Consider the following 16633-nt stretch of genomic DNA (forward strand, 5'->3'; position numbering starts at 1 on the left):
TACATGGGAAGCAGCCTGCTTCCCATCACGTTATTTTTCAACCTGCTGAACGCTGATGCGCTGCGCTTCGTCCATCATCGTCGCTTTTGCGCGAATGCGGGCTTCAAGCTGGTCGATCATATCACTATTATCCAGACGATCTTTACGAACGCCATCTTCATAGAGACCACTTTTCTTGTTACCGCCGGTAACGCCCAGCGTGGACACCAGCGCTTCACCCGGACCGTTCACCACGCAGCCGATGATGGAAACGTCCATCGGGGTGATGATGTCTTCCAGACGCTGCTCCAGGGCATTGACGGTGCCGATCACGTCAAACTCCTGACGTGAACAGGTTGGGCAGGCAATGAAATTGATCCCACGCGCGCGGATACGCAGTGATTTCAGGATGTCGAAACCGACTTTGATCTCTTCCACCGGATCGGCGGCCAGGGAGACGCGTAACGTGTCACCGATGCCTTCAGAGAGCAGCAGGCCGAGACCAATTGCCGATTTTACCGAACCGCTGCGCAGACCGCCCGCCTCGGTGATGCCAAGGTGCAGCGGCTGATCGATCTGTTTTGCCAGCAGACGATACGATTCAACGGCCAGGAAGACGTCAGACGCTTTCACGCTCACTTTGAACTGATCGAAGTTAAGGCGATCCAGATGATCGACGTGACGCATGGCGGATTCGAGCAGCGCCTGCGGCGTCGGCTCACCGTACTTTTCCTGGAGATCTTTTTCCAGAGAGCCAGCGTTTACGCCGATACGGATTGGAATGTTTTTGTCGCGGGCGCAGTCAACCACCATGCGAATGCGCTCTTCGTTGCCGATGTTGCCTGGGTTAATACGCAGACAATCGACACCGTATTCAGCGACTTTCAGCGCGATACGGTAATCGAAGTGAATATCGGCAACCAGCGGAACGCTCACCTGCTGCTTGATCAGTTTGAACGCCTCAGCGGCGTCCATGGTCGGCACTGAGACGCGAACAATGTCCGCGCCGACGCGTTCTAATGCTTTGATTTGATTAACCGTCGCTTCTACATCCGTAGTACGCGTATTGGTCATCGACTGGACGGCGATAGGCGCCCCATCGCCGATTGGCACGTTCCTAACGTAAATCCGTTTCGATTTTCTACGTTGAATAGGAGCCTGGTTATGCATGTAAAATCTCCCGCATTGCCCGTCTGTTACTGTGCTGCTGATTGTTCGGCATTAACGGTAAGACGCGCAACCTGGTTAGTTCTGATAAAGCGGCTCAGATCGACAGGTTTTCCTTGATACTGGATCTGTACCGCTGCCGGTGCGCCGATTTTAAGCTTGTATGGTGCCTGGCCCGTTAGATTTAACGTGCCATCTTTACGTTGCAGGCCGCTGAACAGCTTTTTACCTGTCGCGTCAGTCACTTCCAGCCAGCAATCAGCCGTGAAATTCATCACCAGCGCATTCGGGTCAACGGCAGGTGCCGCCGTACCCGCCGGGTCAGTTGGCAGTGACGCCGCGGTGTTATCTGCCGGTGCCGTTGCCGCAGGGGCGGTATCAACATTGGCCTGAGAAGGTGATACGACCGCGTTCTGATCCTGGGCCTGGGTAGCCGGTGCGGTATTCGCCGTCGCTTCTGGCGTCGCCGCTGGCTCGGTTGCAGGCGTGCTGCTTGCTGCCGCCTGAGGTTCGCTGGAGGTCGCAGCCCCTTCGGTGCTCAACGGCACGCTTTGCGCGCCGTTAGTACCAGACTGATTAAGCTCAGCGGAGGACTGATCGGCCATGGTGGTGATCTCTTCCTGTTGCGCTTTGTGGTTTTGCCACCACCATGCGCCTGTCAGCCCGACAACCACGAACAGGACCAGCCAGGTAAAGCTCATCAGCCAGCCATCGCGTTTTTTACGACGTTTACCCAAAGAGAAGCTTTGCATCGGCGCAACTTTTGCCGCACGCACAGGCGCCTGCTTCTCCATCATCGGCAGTAATTCGTCTTCAGGAATATGAACCAGTTTGGCGTAAGAACGGATATAACCGCGCAGAAACGTTGAAGCCAGATCGGCGGGCGCCTTATCTTCTTCAATGTCGCGAACGGTGGAAACCTTCAGGCACAGGCGTTCTGCAACGGCTTGCTGGCTGAGTCCGAGTTGTTCACGGGCGTTGCGAAGACGAACGCCAGTGGAGAGTGCTGCATTTTGATCGTGAGTGGCTTCAGTATTCATTCGCTACAACTACTGGTACGTGAAAATAAGGGTTCAGGTGCCGGTGAGTCACAATGCCACCCGCACCGCGAAACTTTAGGTCAGTTAACCTGGAACAAACAGTATAAGACTGTCGGGCCGCAGATGACAGCGCTGGCAGGCCTTCACGCTAAACTGTTGTTACGTCGTTACATACTGCCCGAAAGTCGTATGAAACGCACCGTAATTATTAATCAGTCGTGATGATTGTGGCTGGTTATTCAGTAAATTAATGCTTCACGGCGCAAAAAATGCGCCGTGTCTGCATAATAATCAAACGGTTTTAACCGCGATTGACTCACCCTGCATACGCTTACGCAGCGTACGTTTGGTACGGTCAATAACGTCACCCGCCAGCTGACCACAGGCTGCGTCGATATCGTCGCCACGCGTTTTACGTACGATGGTGGTGAAACCATACTCCATCAGCACTTTTGAGAAGCGATCGATACGGCTGTTCGAGCTACGGCCATACGGCGCGCCCGGGAACGGGTTCCATGGGATCAGGTTGATCTTACATGGCGTATCTTTCAGCAGTTCAGCCAGCTCATGTGCATGCTCGGTACCGTCGTTAACATGATCCAGCATCACGTATTCAATGGTCACGCGGCCCTGGTTAGCATTGGATTTCTCCAGGTAACGGCGCACGCCAGCCAGGAAAGTTTCGATATTGTACTTTTTGTTGATCGGCACAATTTCGTCACGGATGGCGTCGTTTGGCGCGTGAAGGGAGATGGCCAGCGCAACGTCAATCATGTCACCCAGTTTGTCCAGCGCAGGCACAACGCCGGAAGTAGAGAGCGTAACGCGGCGCTTGGACAGACCAAAACCGAAATCGTCGAGCATGATTTCCATCGCCGGAACGACGTTGGTCAGGTTGAGCAGCGGTTCACCCATCCCCATCATCACCACGTTGGTGATTGGACGTGTACCGGTGACTTTCGCTGCACCCACGATTTTCGCAGCACGCCAGACCTGGCCGATAATTTCCGATACGCGCAGGTTACGGTTAAAGCCCTGCTGCGCCGTAGAGCAGAATTTGCACTCCAGCGCACAGCCCACCTGAGAAGAGACGCACAGCGTGGCGCGATCGTCTTCCGGGATATACACGGTTTCAACACGCTGATCGCCAACGGCAATGGCCCACTTGATAGTGCCATCTGAAGAGCGCTGCTCTTCCACCACTTCCGGTGCGCGGATTTCCGCCACTTCTTTAAGCTTATTGCGCAGCACTTTGTTGATGTCCGTCATGTCATCAAAGTTGTCGCTGCAATAGTGGTACATCCATTTCATGACCTGATCGGCACGAAACGGCTTCTCGCCCATCTCTTTAAAGAACTCGCGCATCTGCTGACGGTTCAGGTCCAGCAGGTTAATTTTTCCATTTTTATTGGGAACCGCAGGAATGGCGACTTCGGTGGTATTCACTAATTCAGACATAATTTTTTCCGGCCTCGTTGTTACACGTTGTGGCCCTTGGTGGGTTGAAAAGAAACGCCCCGGTAAGCAGTCTGCTCGTCCGGGGCGTTGCATTGTACAAAGTCTGGCGCAGGGATGCCACGTTTGCACGCGGCATTTACGAAATTATTAGCGAGTGCGCGGGCACACTTCGCCTTCTGCAAAGAAGAACGCGATTTCGCGCGCAGCAGATTCAACAGAGTCGGAACCGTGAGTGCCGTTCTCGGTGAAGCTGTCTGCGTAGTCAGCGCGCAGAGTACCTGCCAGCGCGTTGTCCGGGTTGGTTGCACCCAGCAGATCGCGGTGACGCTGTACCGCGTTTTCGCCTTCCAGTACGGATACCACGATTGGGCCAGAAGTCATGAACTCGACCAGACCGTCAAAGAATGGGCGACCTTCGTGCTCAGCGTAGAAACCGCGAGCCTGTTCAACGGTCAGGTGCAGCATTTTGGTGCCAACGATCTTAAACCCTGCTGATTCAAAGCGAGCGAAGATGCTGCCAATAACGTTTTTTGCCACCGCGTTTGGTTTGATGATGGAAAAAGTACGTTCAATAGCCATTGATAACCTCTGTAAAATGTTCTGTTGTTTTTGCATACCTGAGTATGGTGTGGCGCGGATTATAAAGAGCAATAGCGCCATTGCCTATGGTTATGCATAACATTTTTTTAAAATGAGACGAAGATTAGCAACAGCTCGTATTTCGCATGCCGTACTGATGGTGAAAACAGAGCGGACACTGCTTTTCATCAGAACTAAATGACCAGAAATGACGGTGGCACGTCAAACAAACGGCTTCATATGCCGGTATGGTCACGCTTTTCGCTGTCCCGTCTGTTTGCGTCACGTTTATCGCCGCATGCTGGCATACCGCTTCGCAGCCGCCACACCCCGTACAGCGTCCGGTTTCCACGACCAGTTCAGCGTTCTCAAACCGAATCGCGTTTTCCGTACAACTCCGCCAGCACGCGCCGCAGAGTACGCAGGATTCGGTATCGAGAGTTATCTCTGCCTCGCTAAACGCAGAAAACGCCCTGCGCAGCTCACGCTGACCGGGCACGACGCAACAGACCCGGACATCCTCACGGGGAACGTGCATCAGCGCACGCCGGGCGGTATTTACCTCGTTGACGGGTATATGTTTAAACGCCCACGCTGCTTCACCACGTCGACGAAGCGCCAGATTCAGCCGGGCAATCGCCAGCAACCAGTCAGGATTCTGCTCCGCGTCGATACTGATAAAACGAACGTGGTGCTGCGCGTGCCACAGCAGAAGCTCATTCACCCCTGGCGCACGGTCAGTAAAAGGCCCAACAAGCGTATCGCCACACAGAAAACGTTTTCGCGGCGTGATGCCGGTGATGGCTACAGCGGGGCAGACAAACAGGCAGTCACCGCATTCAATACAGCGGCTGTCATCAACCGAGACGCCGGTGTCGGTAAAAGAAAAAGCCTGCACGGGACAGACGTCCGCGCAGGCGCAGCAGGAAGAGTGGCGAAAACGGCGACGGACGCACGCATGCGTCACGTCCATCGCCGGGGCTAAGGTTAATCCGCCCATCAGCCAATACTGAAGAAAACAAAGCGCAGCATCAGCTCACCCACAATTAGCAAGGCACTGCCCAACAGCATTGTGCCTCGCGCCGCTTTTAAGCCGCCCGCAGCAAAGCACAGCATACCCGCAACGGAAACGCACCAGCTCAGCAGATGCACGGTTCGCAGTTGCTCCAGCATTTGTAACGGTGCGTGTGGGAACGTCACAACGGTGTTGTCCATAGCCGTAATATCTGCCAGCCAGACGGGCTGCATCACCAGACGTGCAATCACCAGCAGCGTAATAATGACAATCGCCGTTCGCACGCGGGTCTGGGAACGTGCCCCAACGGCCATGCAGGCTGAACCGATAATTCCCACCGAACCGATAAACAGCACCAGGGTATTAATGTGATGCCACGTCACCACGGATGCATGCATGTAGATCTGCGCCATGCAGAACACATCCACCAGCCCGACAAGACCTGCCACAACCAACAGCGGCTTCCAGCCTGGTTTTTTGACAAACATCAGCAGCGTTGCGAGGCCAAGTGCCGCAAGATAAAGACTGGCAAAGATAATCTCACGGCTCAGCCAGGAGCTGGATACGTGACGCAGCGCATTGAACGCATTAAGTGGATAGCCCATGTGCAACGCAGAGGCGAGCAGACCGAGGCTGGCCAGCACAAACGCTCCGGCAGCCGGCAGCAGCGCGCTGCGTTGCGTGCTTCCGAAGGCCAGCCACAGCGTAACGCCAACCGATCCTTGCAGGAACAGCGTAAAAATCAGCAGCGGTAACTCATGCATGACGTTTCCCCTCTTTCTCTGCGCCCTGATGCGCTTTGATCACCAGGTTCGGTTTGGTGATGGAGGAATCAGGCAAGCCTTTCACATCACAGACCGCACCATACTTCGCCCGCAGTTCATCAATCGGCCCGAATTTAATCGCTTCGAGTGGACAGGTTGCCACACAGACAGGCTGTTCCCCCTTCGCCTGTAGATCCACGCAGAAATCACATTTGGACATCTGCCCGGTCTGCTCGTTGAGCTGTGGCGCGCCGTAAGGGCATGACCACGCGCAGTAGCCGCAGCCGACGCACTTATCAGTATCTACGCGCACAATACCGTCCCCCGGACGCTTATGCATCGCAGTGGTCGGACAGTTTTTGGTGCAGATTGGGTCGGCACAGTGGTTACAGGAGATAGAGAGCGTGTAGGCAAAAACGTTATTGCTGACGCCACCCTGCCCGGTTGGGATAAAGCTCCCGCCATTAACTTCGTACACGCGACGGAAACGACGTCCGACCTCAAGGTTGTTTTTATCTTTGCACGCTACCTGACATGCTTTGCAGCCCGAGCAGCGAGAAGAGTCGATATAAAAACCCAGCTGTTTGTCGCTTACCGGTGCGTAATGTTTAAACTGACTCATGCTTTAGCTACCTCCACCAGCATGGTTTGATGGGAATTCCCTTTCGCAAGCGCGGTAATACGTGCGGAACTGAGCACGTTCGCGCAGCCGCCCTTATCAATACCCTGCTCGTCCGGCTGCCACCAGGCACCTGCCTGCATGGCCACAACGCCTGGAATGATGCGCGGCGTGACCTCCGCCGGGATCTCGCAAATGCCGCGCGCGTTATGAATACGCACGGTATCTCCCTGCGCAATGCCGCGATTTTGCGCATCCTGCGGGTTGATCCACAGCTTTTGCTGCTGCGCCTCAATTAACCACGGGTTGGCGTACTGGGTGGAGTTAGCGCGGTTTTTTCCTTTCCAGGTAATCAGCTGGAGCGGGAAGCGTTTCGCCAGCGCGTCTTCCGGCCCTTCATGGGCAGGCACGTAGTGCGACAGCGCCGGAATTTCCGGGTGATGCATGTCGTACAGACGCTTCGAGAAGATCTCAATTTTTCCGGACGGCGTCGGAAACGGATGATTCTGCGGATCGCGAATGTTGTCTTCAAAGGCGACGAACGGCGCGCTTTTGAAAAGGTGCTGACGCGTCTTCTGTAGCGTCGCGAAGTCCGGCAGGTTTTCGTCAGGCATGGAAAGACGCGTCTGCTCCCAGATGTGCTCAATCCACGCTTTTTCGTCACGCCCTTCGCTGAACGCGGGTTCGACGCCAAGCTTAGCAGCGACCTCCCGCAGCCAGTCGTAGTCTGAACGGCGTTCAAATTCAGGTTCAATGAGCTTTTCTGACAGGATCAGATAGCTTGCCGTGCCCCAGGTTTCGCCGATATTCCAGCGTTCCATAAAGCTGGTTTCCGGCAAAAGAAGGTCGGCGTATCGGGCGCTCGGCGTCATAAACAGATCGCTTGCGACGATAAACTCAATTTTCGACTCGTCTTCCAGGACACGGGTTGCCTGATGAAGATCCGGGTTCTGGTTAGCCAGATAATTTCCCGCCAGCGAGAACAGGATGCGGATATTGCTGTCCAGCTTTTCGGCATCCTTCAGGCCGACGTCCGCGGTGACCTGAGATGCATCGTCGGCGGCCTGCACCCAGTTCATCACCGATATTTTGGCTTTGACCGGGTTGTCCGGCATTTCTGGTCCGGCGGCAAATTTCCGGTTTGCGCAGCCGCCATAGCCCGCTGCCCAACCGCCTTTCACCCCGACGTTACCCGTGAGCGTAGCCAGCAACGTCGAGCCGCGCGCGGTGCGCTCGCCGCAGTTATGACGCTGCGGTCCCCAGCCCTGGATCAGCGCAGCGGGTTTGGTGGTTGCGTAGTCGCGCGCCAGTTGCCGAATTGTTTGTGCAGGCACGTGGGTGATTTTCTCTGCCCACTCGGGCGTTTTCGCCACGCCATCTTTTGCGCCGCTCAGGTAAGCCATCAGGGATTCATTGGCCGGAACGCCTTCTGGCATAGTGTCTTCGTCAAAGCCCAGGGTGTAGCGCTGAATAAAGTCGCGATCGTGCAGGTTCTCCGTGACGATCACATACATCATCGCGTCCATCAGGGCGTTGTCCGTGGTGGGAAGCAGCGGGATCCACTGATCGGCCAGGGAGGAAACCGTATCGGAATAGCGAGGGTCGACAACAATAAAGCGAGTGCCGTTTTGCTTCATCTTCTGGTAGAAGTGGTTGCTGTGACCAAAGATCGTTTCCGTCGGGTTATGTCCCCAGAGGATGACCAGTTTGGTGTCCAGCAGCGTGTCCAGAGAACTGCCGCTGGCAGCGGTGCCATAGGTATACGGCGTTGCTGCCGCCGTGTTACCCATACTGACCGAGTGATAGCTTTCGAGATAGCCGCCGGTTAAGTTGAGCAGACGACGAACCATTTTATCGCCGGAAAAAGTCCCGCCGGACACAGCGGTGCCCACATGAACATAGCGTGAAGCCGCACCGTATTTTTGCGTAATAGTTTTTAATTGATTCGCAATAAGGGTGGTGGCTTCATCCCAGGTAATACGCTCGAATTTTCCTTCGCCACGTTTCCCTACACGTTTCATTGGGTATTTCAGTCGATCGGGATGGTAAACAAATTTCCGATAAGCCCGGCCTCGCACGCAGGCGCGCATTACGGGCATTTGCGGATCCAACGCGTTATCCGGACGCGTAGAAATTCGGGTCACAACGCCCTCACTGACGTGAGCACGAATATCACACTTGCCGCCGCAGTCAAACGTACTACAGGTTTGCACCACTTTTTCTTCAGGCGCAGTGTCTGAAACCGCCGCGCCCTGTGCCTGTACTTTGCCGGTTTTGACGACAAAAGGCAGAGCGGCGAGCGCCGATCCTGCCTGAATAAACTGACGCCGGGATATGGCGGGAATAGTCCCCTCTCCCTGATGTTTATTTTTTTCCATTGCTCGTTCCTTAAAATAAAAACGCATTCTCGTTTTTTTTCAGGAACGGATATTGATAATTATCAAGCTAACTCTTGAGGAGTAACACTTAGCGATCTAACTCAAAATTGACCGTCGCCGTTTGTCCTGTTTCATCTAATACAACTAACTGATATTTACCCGGCAAATATAATTGGAGTGAATAATTCTTCTGATGTCCGTCCAGCGGTTCGCCATTCAAAAACCACCATCGTTGCCCCTCCCCGCCGCTGGTTGAAACGTTGAGGGTCATGTTTTTCTCACCCGGAAGACGTTTAATTACCGCCCCTTCTCTGACGCCTGACAACATCAGCGGCGCCGCATTATGGTTATCCAGCGGAGGGCAAACCGCTGAACGGGCGGGGAGACGAGCAGCCCGTTTTTCGGCAGCAGGCAGCCAGGGCTCCAGCGGCAGCGGCCAGACATCCAGCACTTCTTCTGTCGCATCAGTACAATCCGCTGCGACGCGTTTGCCTTCTTTATCCAGCCAGACCGGGAAACGGATCCCGCGAATACCTTCCTGTTCCGGCAGCAGCAGCGTAGGCGGTTCACTGCCTTCCAGCAGCCAGGTTGACAGCCGACGCCGACAGTTTTCGTTCCCTTCAGGCAGGGACTGGCCCCCCGGCCAGCAAATCACGCCCCGTCCTACGCTTGCAGGACGCGGATCGCGCGGCAGACGGGCTTCATCCACCATCGAGCGGGACTGAAGCATGTTATTGACCTGATTCAGGAGCGGAACTGCGCTGGCGAAACCAAACTGCCCGGCAACGGGCGTGCCGTCCGGACGTCCGGTCCAGATTCCAATGACATACCGGGCGTTCAGCCCGATGGCCCAGGCATCCCGGTAGCCATAGCTGGTGCCCGTTTTCCACGCCAGCGGCGCAACCTGGGGCAGCGCACTGTCCGGCAGGGGCTGTGCTTCACTGGCGAGAATGCGACGAATGATCCACGCCGCCCCCTGCGACAGCAGCGGACGTTCGATCAGCGGATCGCCCGGCTGTAAACGCAACCGGCCCGCCTGACCCTGCCGCGCAAAGGCGCTGTAGGCGGCAGCGATATCAGCCAGGCGTGCGCCTGCGCCCCCCAGGATCAGGGAGAGGTTGGGCTGCGCACCCGCGGGGAGTATGAGCGGTAATCCCGCGTTGCTCAGCATGCCTGCAAAACGTTTTGGGCCGTACGCTTCCAGTACCTGCACCGCAGGCAGGTTGAGGGAACGCACCAGGGCTTCGCTCATGCTGACCGGCCCATGGAAACCGCTGTCAAAGTTGCCGGGGCGATAATCCCCCGTTTTTCTTGGAACATCCTGTAATAACGAAGCGGGATGGATCAGGCCATCGTCCAGCGCCATGCCATAGATGAATGGCTTGAGGACCGATCCCGGCGATCGGATCGCATTGACCATATCCACGTGACTAAAGCGACTGTCATCATTGATATCTACCGAGCCTACCCAGCCACGCACTTTCATGGATGTATGATCCACGACGATCATCGCCAGTGAACTGCGGGCAGGCAAGCGCGATTTCCAGTTCATTGCCAGCTCTTCAAGCTGTCGTTGCAAAGCTGCATCCAGCGTGGTGACTATTTTTGTGTCGCGGCTTTTACTCAACATCATGCGGGAAAAGAGCGGCGCCAGCTGCGGCATCTGCCGGGGGGCCAGCCAGACCGGCTCTTCACGGGACTCTTTCACCTGCTTCTCAGACCAGACGCCCTGAGTCAGCATGCGGTCGAGCACTTTGTTCCGCGCCGCTTCGGCACGTTCCGGCCAGCGGTCGGGGCGCAGACGGCTGGGTGCCTGTGGCAGTACAGCCAGCAGCGCCGCGTCGGAATAGCTCAGCTGAGACGGCGGTTTGCCAAGATAAGTCCAGCTTGCCGCGCCCACGCCCTGCAACGTGCCGCCAAACGGGGCACGGTTGAGATACAGCGTCAGGATTTCACGCTTGGAGAGATGCCACTCCAGCTGCATCGCCCTCCACAGCTGACGAATTTTACCGCCAAAGGTACGCGGATGCGGATCCAGAAGACGTGCCACCTGCATGGTAAGCGTGCTCCCGCCAGAAACCACTCTCCCGGCGGTGAGATCCTGCCAGGCGGCACGCAGTACAGAAAGCGGATTGACGCCAGGGTGATCCCAGAACCAGCGATCTTCATACTGGATCAGCGCCTCAAGATAGCGTGGGGATACCTCTTCAATGGTAACCGGATAGCGCCAGATGCCTTCGCTGTCGGCAAAGCGCCACAACGGAACACCCTGCTCATCCACCACCACTCGCGCAGGGTTGACCTCTTTCAGGGGCAACGGCCACACACGGTCAGCGGCGACAATCAGCCCCCCTAAAAAGAGAAGCGCTCCCGCAAGCCACAGCCAGCGGGAGCGAATCAGGCCTGCTATCTGCATCTTACGGAACAACGATCAGCGGGCCACTGGCCGACCCCGTTGCTCGCCACTGCGGAACGTACATGGACTCGACCATCGGAACAGGCACCTGATAGGTTCCTGGCGTAACGGCACGGGCCAGGTAAACCAGCGTGACCGGCTGACCTTCATTGACCGGCACGGCGGCCACAAAGCGATCGTCGCGGAATTCCATGTGCTGAATATCAGACTGTTGCATCTGATTCAGCAGGTTTTGCACTTCACTGCCGCTGTCCTGCAAGCTGGCGCTGCTGCTCGCCAGATTCTGGTTTTCCAGCTCCAGACCTGCCGGGAGCAGATCCACCACCAGCGCATCCGGTACGTTCTGGCTGGCCTTCACTTCCAGCCACACCAGAACCAGCTCACCGCTCTTAAGTGAAGAGAGCGACTTGCTGCTGCCGTCTGTCGACAGGATATGACGTTCAATCTGCAAGACGTGAGAAGATGGCTGGGGCGCATACTCCGGATAGCCAGTAGTGTCCAGTCGTACCCACAGCGGCGTCGTGCCGGTATTCGTCACCTGCAAGACACCAGGCTGGTCGCCGTTCAGGTTTTCTACCTGCGCTTTATCACTGCTCTGGGTCTGTTCAGAGAGGGTGGTCGTTGCCTGCCACGCGCCTGACAAGGTTTGCAGTGAACGTCCAGCCAGGAACAGCGCATTGCTCTCCTGGGTTGACAGCCAGCGCTGGCTGAACGCGTCTTCAGATAACGCGTTCAACAGCCTGTTTTGCGCATCCGGCAGCAGCTTGTACTCTTCCAGCAGGGAGAGCATCAGGGCATTATCACGCAGCTGGCTGCCGTAATCCGCCATCCAGTTTCGGCTGTCGTTACGGGGAGTTTTGAGAGCCAGATCCAGCGCCTGCTGGCTGCGCGGTGTATCCCCCATCAGTTTGAGTGCCATGCCCAGCTGCATCAACGGAAGCCCGGAAGCGGCCTGAGCGTGACGCTCCCAGATTTCACGCAGTGCACCGAGCGGCGCTTTTTGCTGACGAGCCAGCACCAGCGAAGCATACGCCTGGACAGCAAATTTGCTGGCCTGGGTGTCGTCGCTGTAGCGGATGGACATCATCCCCGGATCCTGTAAATAGCGCAGCAGTCGGCTGTTGGCGTTATTCACCGCCTCGGCAGGCACGCTGTAACCCTGCTCCCCTGCCCGCACCAGGAAGTCCGTAACATAGGCGGTCAGCCAGTACTCTTCCGGGCCGTTTTTATCCCACAAGGCAAAACCGCCATCGTCACGCTGCATTTGCAGCAGACGGGAGATGCCGATATCAATGGCCGCACGGCGTTTATCGTCGGTGTCGCCTTTAATGCCCAACGCCGTAAGCTGTGCCGCGTTGGTGTAGAGGGACGGGAACAGGCCGCTGGTGGTCTGCTCAAGACATCCGTATGGATAGGCCTGAAGTTCACGAATGTAGCGCGCCAGGTTCAAAGGTGGTTTACCGCTGAGCAACAGCTGTCCCTGTAGCGTGGCAGGCGAGAAACCGTCGATATGCTGTGCTGGCGCGCTCCAGGATTCGCCAGGGTTCAGCATCGTGCCCGTATTCACCGTTTGCGCCGGGAATGCGGGGCGTACACCAATTTTCCAGCTCTTCTGCTGCGGCGCAAACGTCTCACCAGGGAGCTGAAGCCCCGTCACCTGAGCAGTTACTTCACCATCGCCATAGCCTTCCAGCGCGCGCACCGGAATAAACAGAGTGCTACGAGCGCCAGGCGGCAGCTTAACCGGCTCTGGCTGAGCACCTTCGAGCGACACCTTACCGGTTGCGGTTAACGCAATGTTCAGCGTTTGCGACTGGTCAGTAAGGTTGGTCAGGTCCAGCGTCAGGCGAGAGGTATCGCCACTTGCGAGGAATCGCGGCATATTAAGCTCGGTAATAATCGGAGCCGCCACAATGATTTTGCTTTCGCTGCTGCCGAAATCGTCTTCCGTCCAGGCCTGCGCCATCAGACGCAGTTCGCCGTTGAAATCACCGATCGGCAGCGTGATGGTGCCTTCACCGTTGGCATCAAGCGTAACCGGCTGCGCCTGCTGAGCAATAATGGTGACATGGTTCACCGGTGGCTTACCGCCGCGTTTCAGTTCATCGCCGTCTCCGCCAAAGCGCAGTGCGGCCAAACGTCCCTGACCTTCAATCACCTGGCCGTAAACATCATAGATGTCCGCGCCATAGCGCTTCTGACCGAAGAAAGCTTCCCACGGATCCGGCGTGACGTAGTCGGTAATGTTCAGCACGCCGCTATCAACAGCCGAGACCAGCACGTTCACCTTCTGTGGCACAGCCCCCTCTTTTACGCTGGCTTTCACTTTCACAGAAAGCGTCTGGTTCGGACGCATTTTTTGTGGGTTATCAAGTGCGATGCTCAGGCGACGATTTTCGTCCCCCATTGGCAGATGCAGCAGACCAACCGCGCGTTTTGGCGTGGCGGATTTAGATTTATCGCCAGGACGAACCACCAGCGTGCTGAGGTAGAGATCGTGACGTTTCCAGGCCTTATCCACCGGAATGGCGAGATCCAGACCGTTAACCGGTACGTCGATCTCTTTCCACCACAGTGGCCCTTCGCTGGATTCGATCATTGCATAGCCCTTGCCTGCGGCCGGCGCTGCAATATGCAGGTTGATGGTATCGCCTGGCTGATAGGATGGCTTGTCCAGTTTCAGCGTCACACGATCCGGGCGTGCAGCACCCGTGCCATCGCTGTTATCCTGCCAGCTGTACCCCGCCCAGAAGCGCACGCTGCTGACCATGCTATCAGGGGCTTTCACTTCCAGACGGTATGAGCCCCACTCCACCGGGAAGGTGACTTTACCGGTTTCATCGGCCTTGAGGTTAAGTTCCTGCTCGCCCTCAACCAGATCTTTTTGATCAAACTGAGACTGCCAGCCCTCGCTCTCGGACCAGTTCCAGAAGTAGTCGCGACGCTCACGGACCAGACGCACCTGCAGACCAGATACCGCTTTTTTCGCCCCGCTGGCATCGGCATAGACGATGTCAAAGCTGGCGTTGCCGTTCTCATCAACAATCGGCTGGTTGACGGTGGTATCGGTGCGGTAGTCGTACACGGCCTTGCTGGCGAACTGTGGGCGGATCCCCGGAAGTTCAGCCGCAGGCCAGATAGCCTGCTCGGCGCGTCGCGTTACCGGACGCCCGCCTGATTCCAGCAGGCTGGCCTGCAAAATCAGTTGCAGCGGCGAGTGCACCTCTTTCCACTGGCTTTCGGTGGTAACCTGTCCGCGCCCCTGTTCGTCCAGCGTAAGCTGCACTTCATCCAGGCTGCGGCTCAGGTTCTCCTCGGCAATATCACCGAACTGGAAGCCAGGCAGTGCAGGCACCGCGTCACGTAGCGGACGCAGGAAAAGCTGGCCTTGCAGAGAATTACCGTTAGCCGGCGCGCCATACAGGTAATAGCCCACAACGTTAAAGTCCACATCCTCCTGCGGGGAAACCGGCGTTTTTTGCCCGGTCAGATTCAGCGCCATACGCTCAGGCATAAAATCTTCGACGTGGAAATCCCACATGCGCTGCTGGTTATCCCCCGTATTCGCGCGAATATGCCACATGCCGGTCTGGGCGCCGCTATCAAGCGAATAGTTGAAGCGATAAAGGCCGTTCTCAGGTTGCACAACGACCGTACGCGCTACCTGGCCGTCCGGACGCAGCACGTCAAGTTTTACCGGCTGCTCGGGAAGCGGTTTGCCATCGCTGTCGCGAAGCAGGCCGTTAAGGATCACCGTTTCACCCGGACGATAGAGATCGCGCGGGCCAAACATAAAGAACTGTTTGCTGTAACCCGGGTTACCGGCGATATCAAACTCCGCCAGATCCAGCGCCGGAAGTTTGAGGTCAAGAAGCGTGGTCTGGCCATCTTTACTGGCCAGGATCAGCGCGGCTTCTTTATCGGTTTCCAGTTTCGCATGACCATCGGCGTCGCTGTTCGCCTCGGCCAGGGTCTGTCCTTTATCGTTCAGAAGGGTAATGGTCACGCCTGACTGCGCCGCACCGTTTTCAAGACTCTGGGTGAAGATGTCCAGGCGGTTATGATAACGGTGAGCGGACAGCCCAATATCACTTAAGGTAAAGAGCGTCGCGGCGTTACTGTAGTTATAGTGACCAGCCTGATTCATCACGGCGATATAGACGCCAGACTGCTGGAGCGGCTTAATATCTTTGAGCGGCAGGAGCAGTTTTTCACGCGTGTTGCGCGCCGGGTTGAGGTCGAAACGGCCGGTGTAGACCAGTTCCGCCATCTTCAGCAGGTTGTCAGATTCCCAGTTGGTCAGCGAGTTACGGTACTCCCACTGGCTGACAAACGAGGCCAGCGACTCCGGCTTAACGCGGTAGAAGTTCACGTCCACATTGTTGACGTTGAGCGCCATCAACGGCAACCCTTCCACCACTTTACCCGGCAGCAGCGATCCGCGGCTGGCGAATCCGACCGTCGGTTCAACATCCCGGGTGGTGATCGCTTTTTCATAGTCAATGCCGAATGTCGCTTTGTTCAGCGCGAGCAAATTACGCTCGACGGTGACGACCAGATTACGATTCGGCTCCAGATGGCGCAGGCGCAGCTCTTTCAGATTGGGGGCCAGTTCCCAGGCGCCGTCCACTTTGCCACTTTTTTATCCACCACATGCACCGTTTTCGCAAAATCCTGGCTGGGATCCAGCGGGACAGAGAAGGTCAGAACCAGTGTCGCAGCACCGTCGAGTTGCACTTCAGAGGCATCCAGCAGCGTCAACGCCTTACCCTGACTCTGCGCGGCCAGCTTAGCCAGCTTTTCAGGATCCGGTTTTACCGGGGTTTTCTGTGCTGATGTAGTAGACGCTGCGGGGGCTGCGGCCTGAGGTTTGTCATCACTGTTATCACAGCCGGCAAGCGTAAAGGTGGTGAGCAGCGCGAGAGAGATCGCAGCTAAGCGAAACGGTTTCATCCTATGTCCCTGGCCTGAGGGGCCTGTTGGTCGTCGTCCGGATAAGTATTATCCGCAAGTTTCGTTAATACAAAAAGTCCAATTTTATAATCTGGAAAGCGCCTCGCAGAATGGCATCGTACTCGCATGCGAGGGTGGAACCGCGATCACACAGCGTAACGTAACATGTTACCTTTCGCGTCATTTGTTTTTAAAACAAGAAGATAGCTGGATAAGCTCGCATCATGCCTGCTAGTTTTATGACCATGACGCACCCCGAGTGCGC

At 56.3% G+C, this 16633-nt stretch carries 9 protein-coding genes and 1 pseudogene; all 10 read right to left on the bottom strand.

All coding sequences use genetic code 11. The annotated features are described in order from the left end of the window. Positions 1 to 30: 30 nt before the first annotated feature. Complete coding sequence (ispG, locus tag ACQG2Q_RS17010) at positions 31 to 1149, bottom strand: flavodoxin-dependent (E)-4-hydroxy-3-methylbut-2-enyl-diphosphate synthase (protein ID WP_199004913.1); 1119 nt, start codon at positions 1147 to 1149, stop codon at positions 31 to 33. 26 nt (positions 1150 to 1175) lie between these two features. Then, positions 1176 to 2186 carry a cytoskeleton protein RodZ gene (rodZ, locus tag ACQG2Q_RS17015; protein WP_048966863.1) on the bottom strand — a complete coding sequence of 337 codons (1011 nt, stop codon included), beginning with the start codon at positions 2184 to 2186 and terminating at the stop codon, positions 1176 to 1178. A gap of 291 nt (positions 2187 to 2477) precedes the next feature. Next, on the bottom strand, positions 2478 to 3644 hold the full coding sequence (locus tag ACQG2Q_RS17020; protein WP_063850004.1) for a bifunctional tRNA (adenosine(37)-C2)-methyltransferase TrmG/ribosomal RNA large subunit methyltransferase RlmN: 1167 nt from the start codon (positions 3642 to 3644) through the stop codon (positions 2478 to 2480). A gap of 147 nt (positions 3645 to 3791) precedes the next feature. Continuing rightward, a complete protein-coding gene (ndk, locus tag ACQG2Q_RS17025; RefSeq protein ID WP_003860625.1) occupies positions 3792 to 4223 on the bottom strand; it encodes a nucleoside-diphosphate kinase in 432 nt (143 codons plus the stop codon). A gap of 124 nt (positions 4224 to 4347) precedes the next feature. Next, on the bottom strand, positions 4348 to 5223 hold the full coding sequence (locus ACQG2Q_RS17030) for a 4Fe-4S binding protein (protein WP_063850002.1): 876 nt from the start codon (positions 5221 to 5223) through the stop codon (positions 4348 to 4350). Further along, the gene (locus ACQG2Q_RS17035) at positions 5223 to 6002 is read right to left on the bottom strand and encodes a dimethyl sulfoxide reductase anchor subunit family protein (protein ID WP_022649005.1); all 780 of its coding nucleotides are present in this window, start codon (positions 6000 to 6002) and stop codon (positions 5223 to 5225) included. The genes ACQG2Q_RS17030 and ACQG2Q_RS17035 overlap by 1 nt, the downstream gene beginning before the upstream one ends. Then, positions 5995 to 6624, bottom strand: a complete 630-nt coding sequence (locus tag ACQG2Q_RS17040; RefSeq protein ID WP_022649006.1) for a DMSO/selenate family reductase complex B subunit — start codon at positions 6622 to 6624, stop codon at positions 5995 to 5997. The genes ACQG2Q_RS17035 and ACQG2Q_RS17040 overlap by 8 nt, the downstream gene beginning before the upstream one ends. Next, entirely contained in the window at positions 6621 to 8999 is a 2379-nt protein-coding gene (locus ACQG2Q_RS17045) for a DMSO/selenate family reductase complex A subunit (RefSeq protein ID WP_063850000.1), read from the bottom strand. Before ACQG2Q_RS17045 ends, ACQG2Q_RS17040 begins: the two co-directional genes overlap by 4 nt. A gap of 88 nt (positions 9000 to 9087) precedes the next feature. Continuing rightward, entirely contained in the window at positions 9088 to 11415 is a 2328-nt protein-coding gene (gene pbpC / locus ACQG2Q_RS17050; RefSeq protein ID WP_063849998.1) for a peptidoglycan glycosyltransferase PbpC, read from the bottom strand. 1 nt (position 11416) lies between these two features. Continuing rightward, positions 11417 to 16368 (bottom strand): annotated as a pseudogene (locus ACQG2Q_RS17055) (alpha-2-macroglobulin family protein). Positions 16369 to 16633: the final 265 nt, after the last annotated feature.

The organism is Enterobacter cloacae complex sp. 370H10, from assembly GCF_050031535.1.
GTDB lineage: Bacteria > Pseudomonadota > Gammaproteobacteria > Enterobacterales > Enterobacteriaceae > Enterobacter > Enterobacter intestinihominis.

Bases quoted from the DNA above. Each gene is read 5' to 3' on its own strand.
- ispG (WP_199004913.1), bottom strand. From the start codon at position 1,149: ATGCATAACCAGGCTCCTATTCAACGTAGAAAATCGAAACGGATTTAC.
- rodZ (WP_048966863.1), bottom strand. From the start codon at position 2,186: ATGAATACTGAAGCCACTCACGATCAAAATGCAGCACTCTCCACTGGC.
- ACQG2Q_RS17020 (WP_063850004.1), bottom strand. From the start codon at position 3,644: ATGTCTGAATTAGTGAATACCACCGAAGTCGCCATTCCTGCGGTTCCC.
- ndk (WP_003860625.1), bottom strand. From the start codon at position 4,223: ATGGCTATTGAACGTACTTTTTCCATCATCAAACCAAACGCGGTGGCA.
- ACQG2Q_RS17030 (WP_063850002.1), bottom strand. From the start codon at position 5,223: ATGGGCGGATTAACCTTAGCCCCGGCGATGGACGTGACGCATGCGTGC.
- ACQG2Q_RS17035 (WP_022649005.1), bottom strand. From the start codon at position 6,002: ATGCATGAGTTACCGCTGCTGATTTTTACGCTGTTCCTGCAAGGATCG.
- ACQG2Q_RS17040 (WP_022649006.1), bottom strand. From the start codon at position 6,624: ATGAGTCAGTTTAAACATTACGCACCGGTAAGCGACAAACAGCTGGGT.
- ACQG2Q_RS17045 (WP_063850000.1), bottom strand. From the start codon at position 8,999: ATGGAAAAAAATAAACATCAGGGAGAGGGGACTATTCCCGCCATATCC.
- pbpC (WP_063849998.1), bottom strand. From the start codon at position 11,415: ATGCAGATAGCAGGCCTGATTCGCTCCCGCTGGCTGTGGCTTGCGGGA.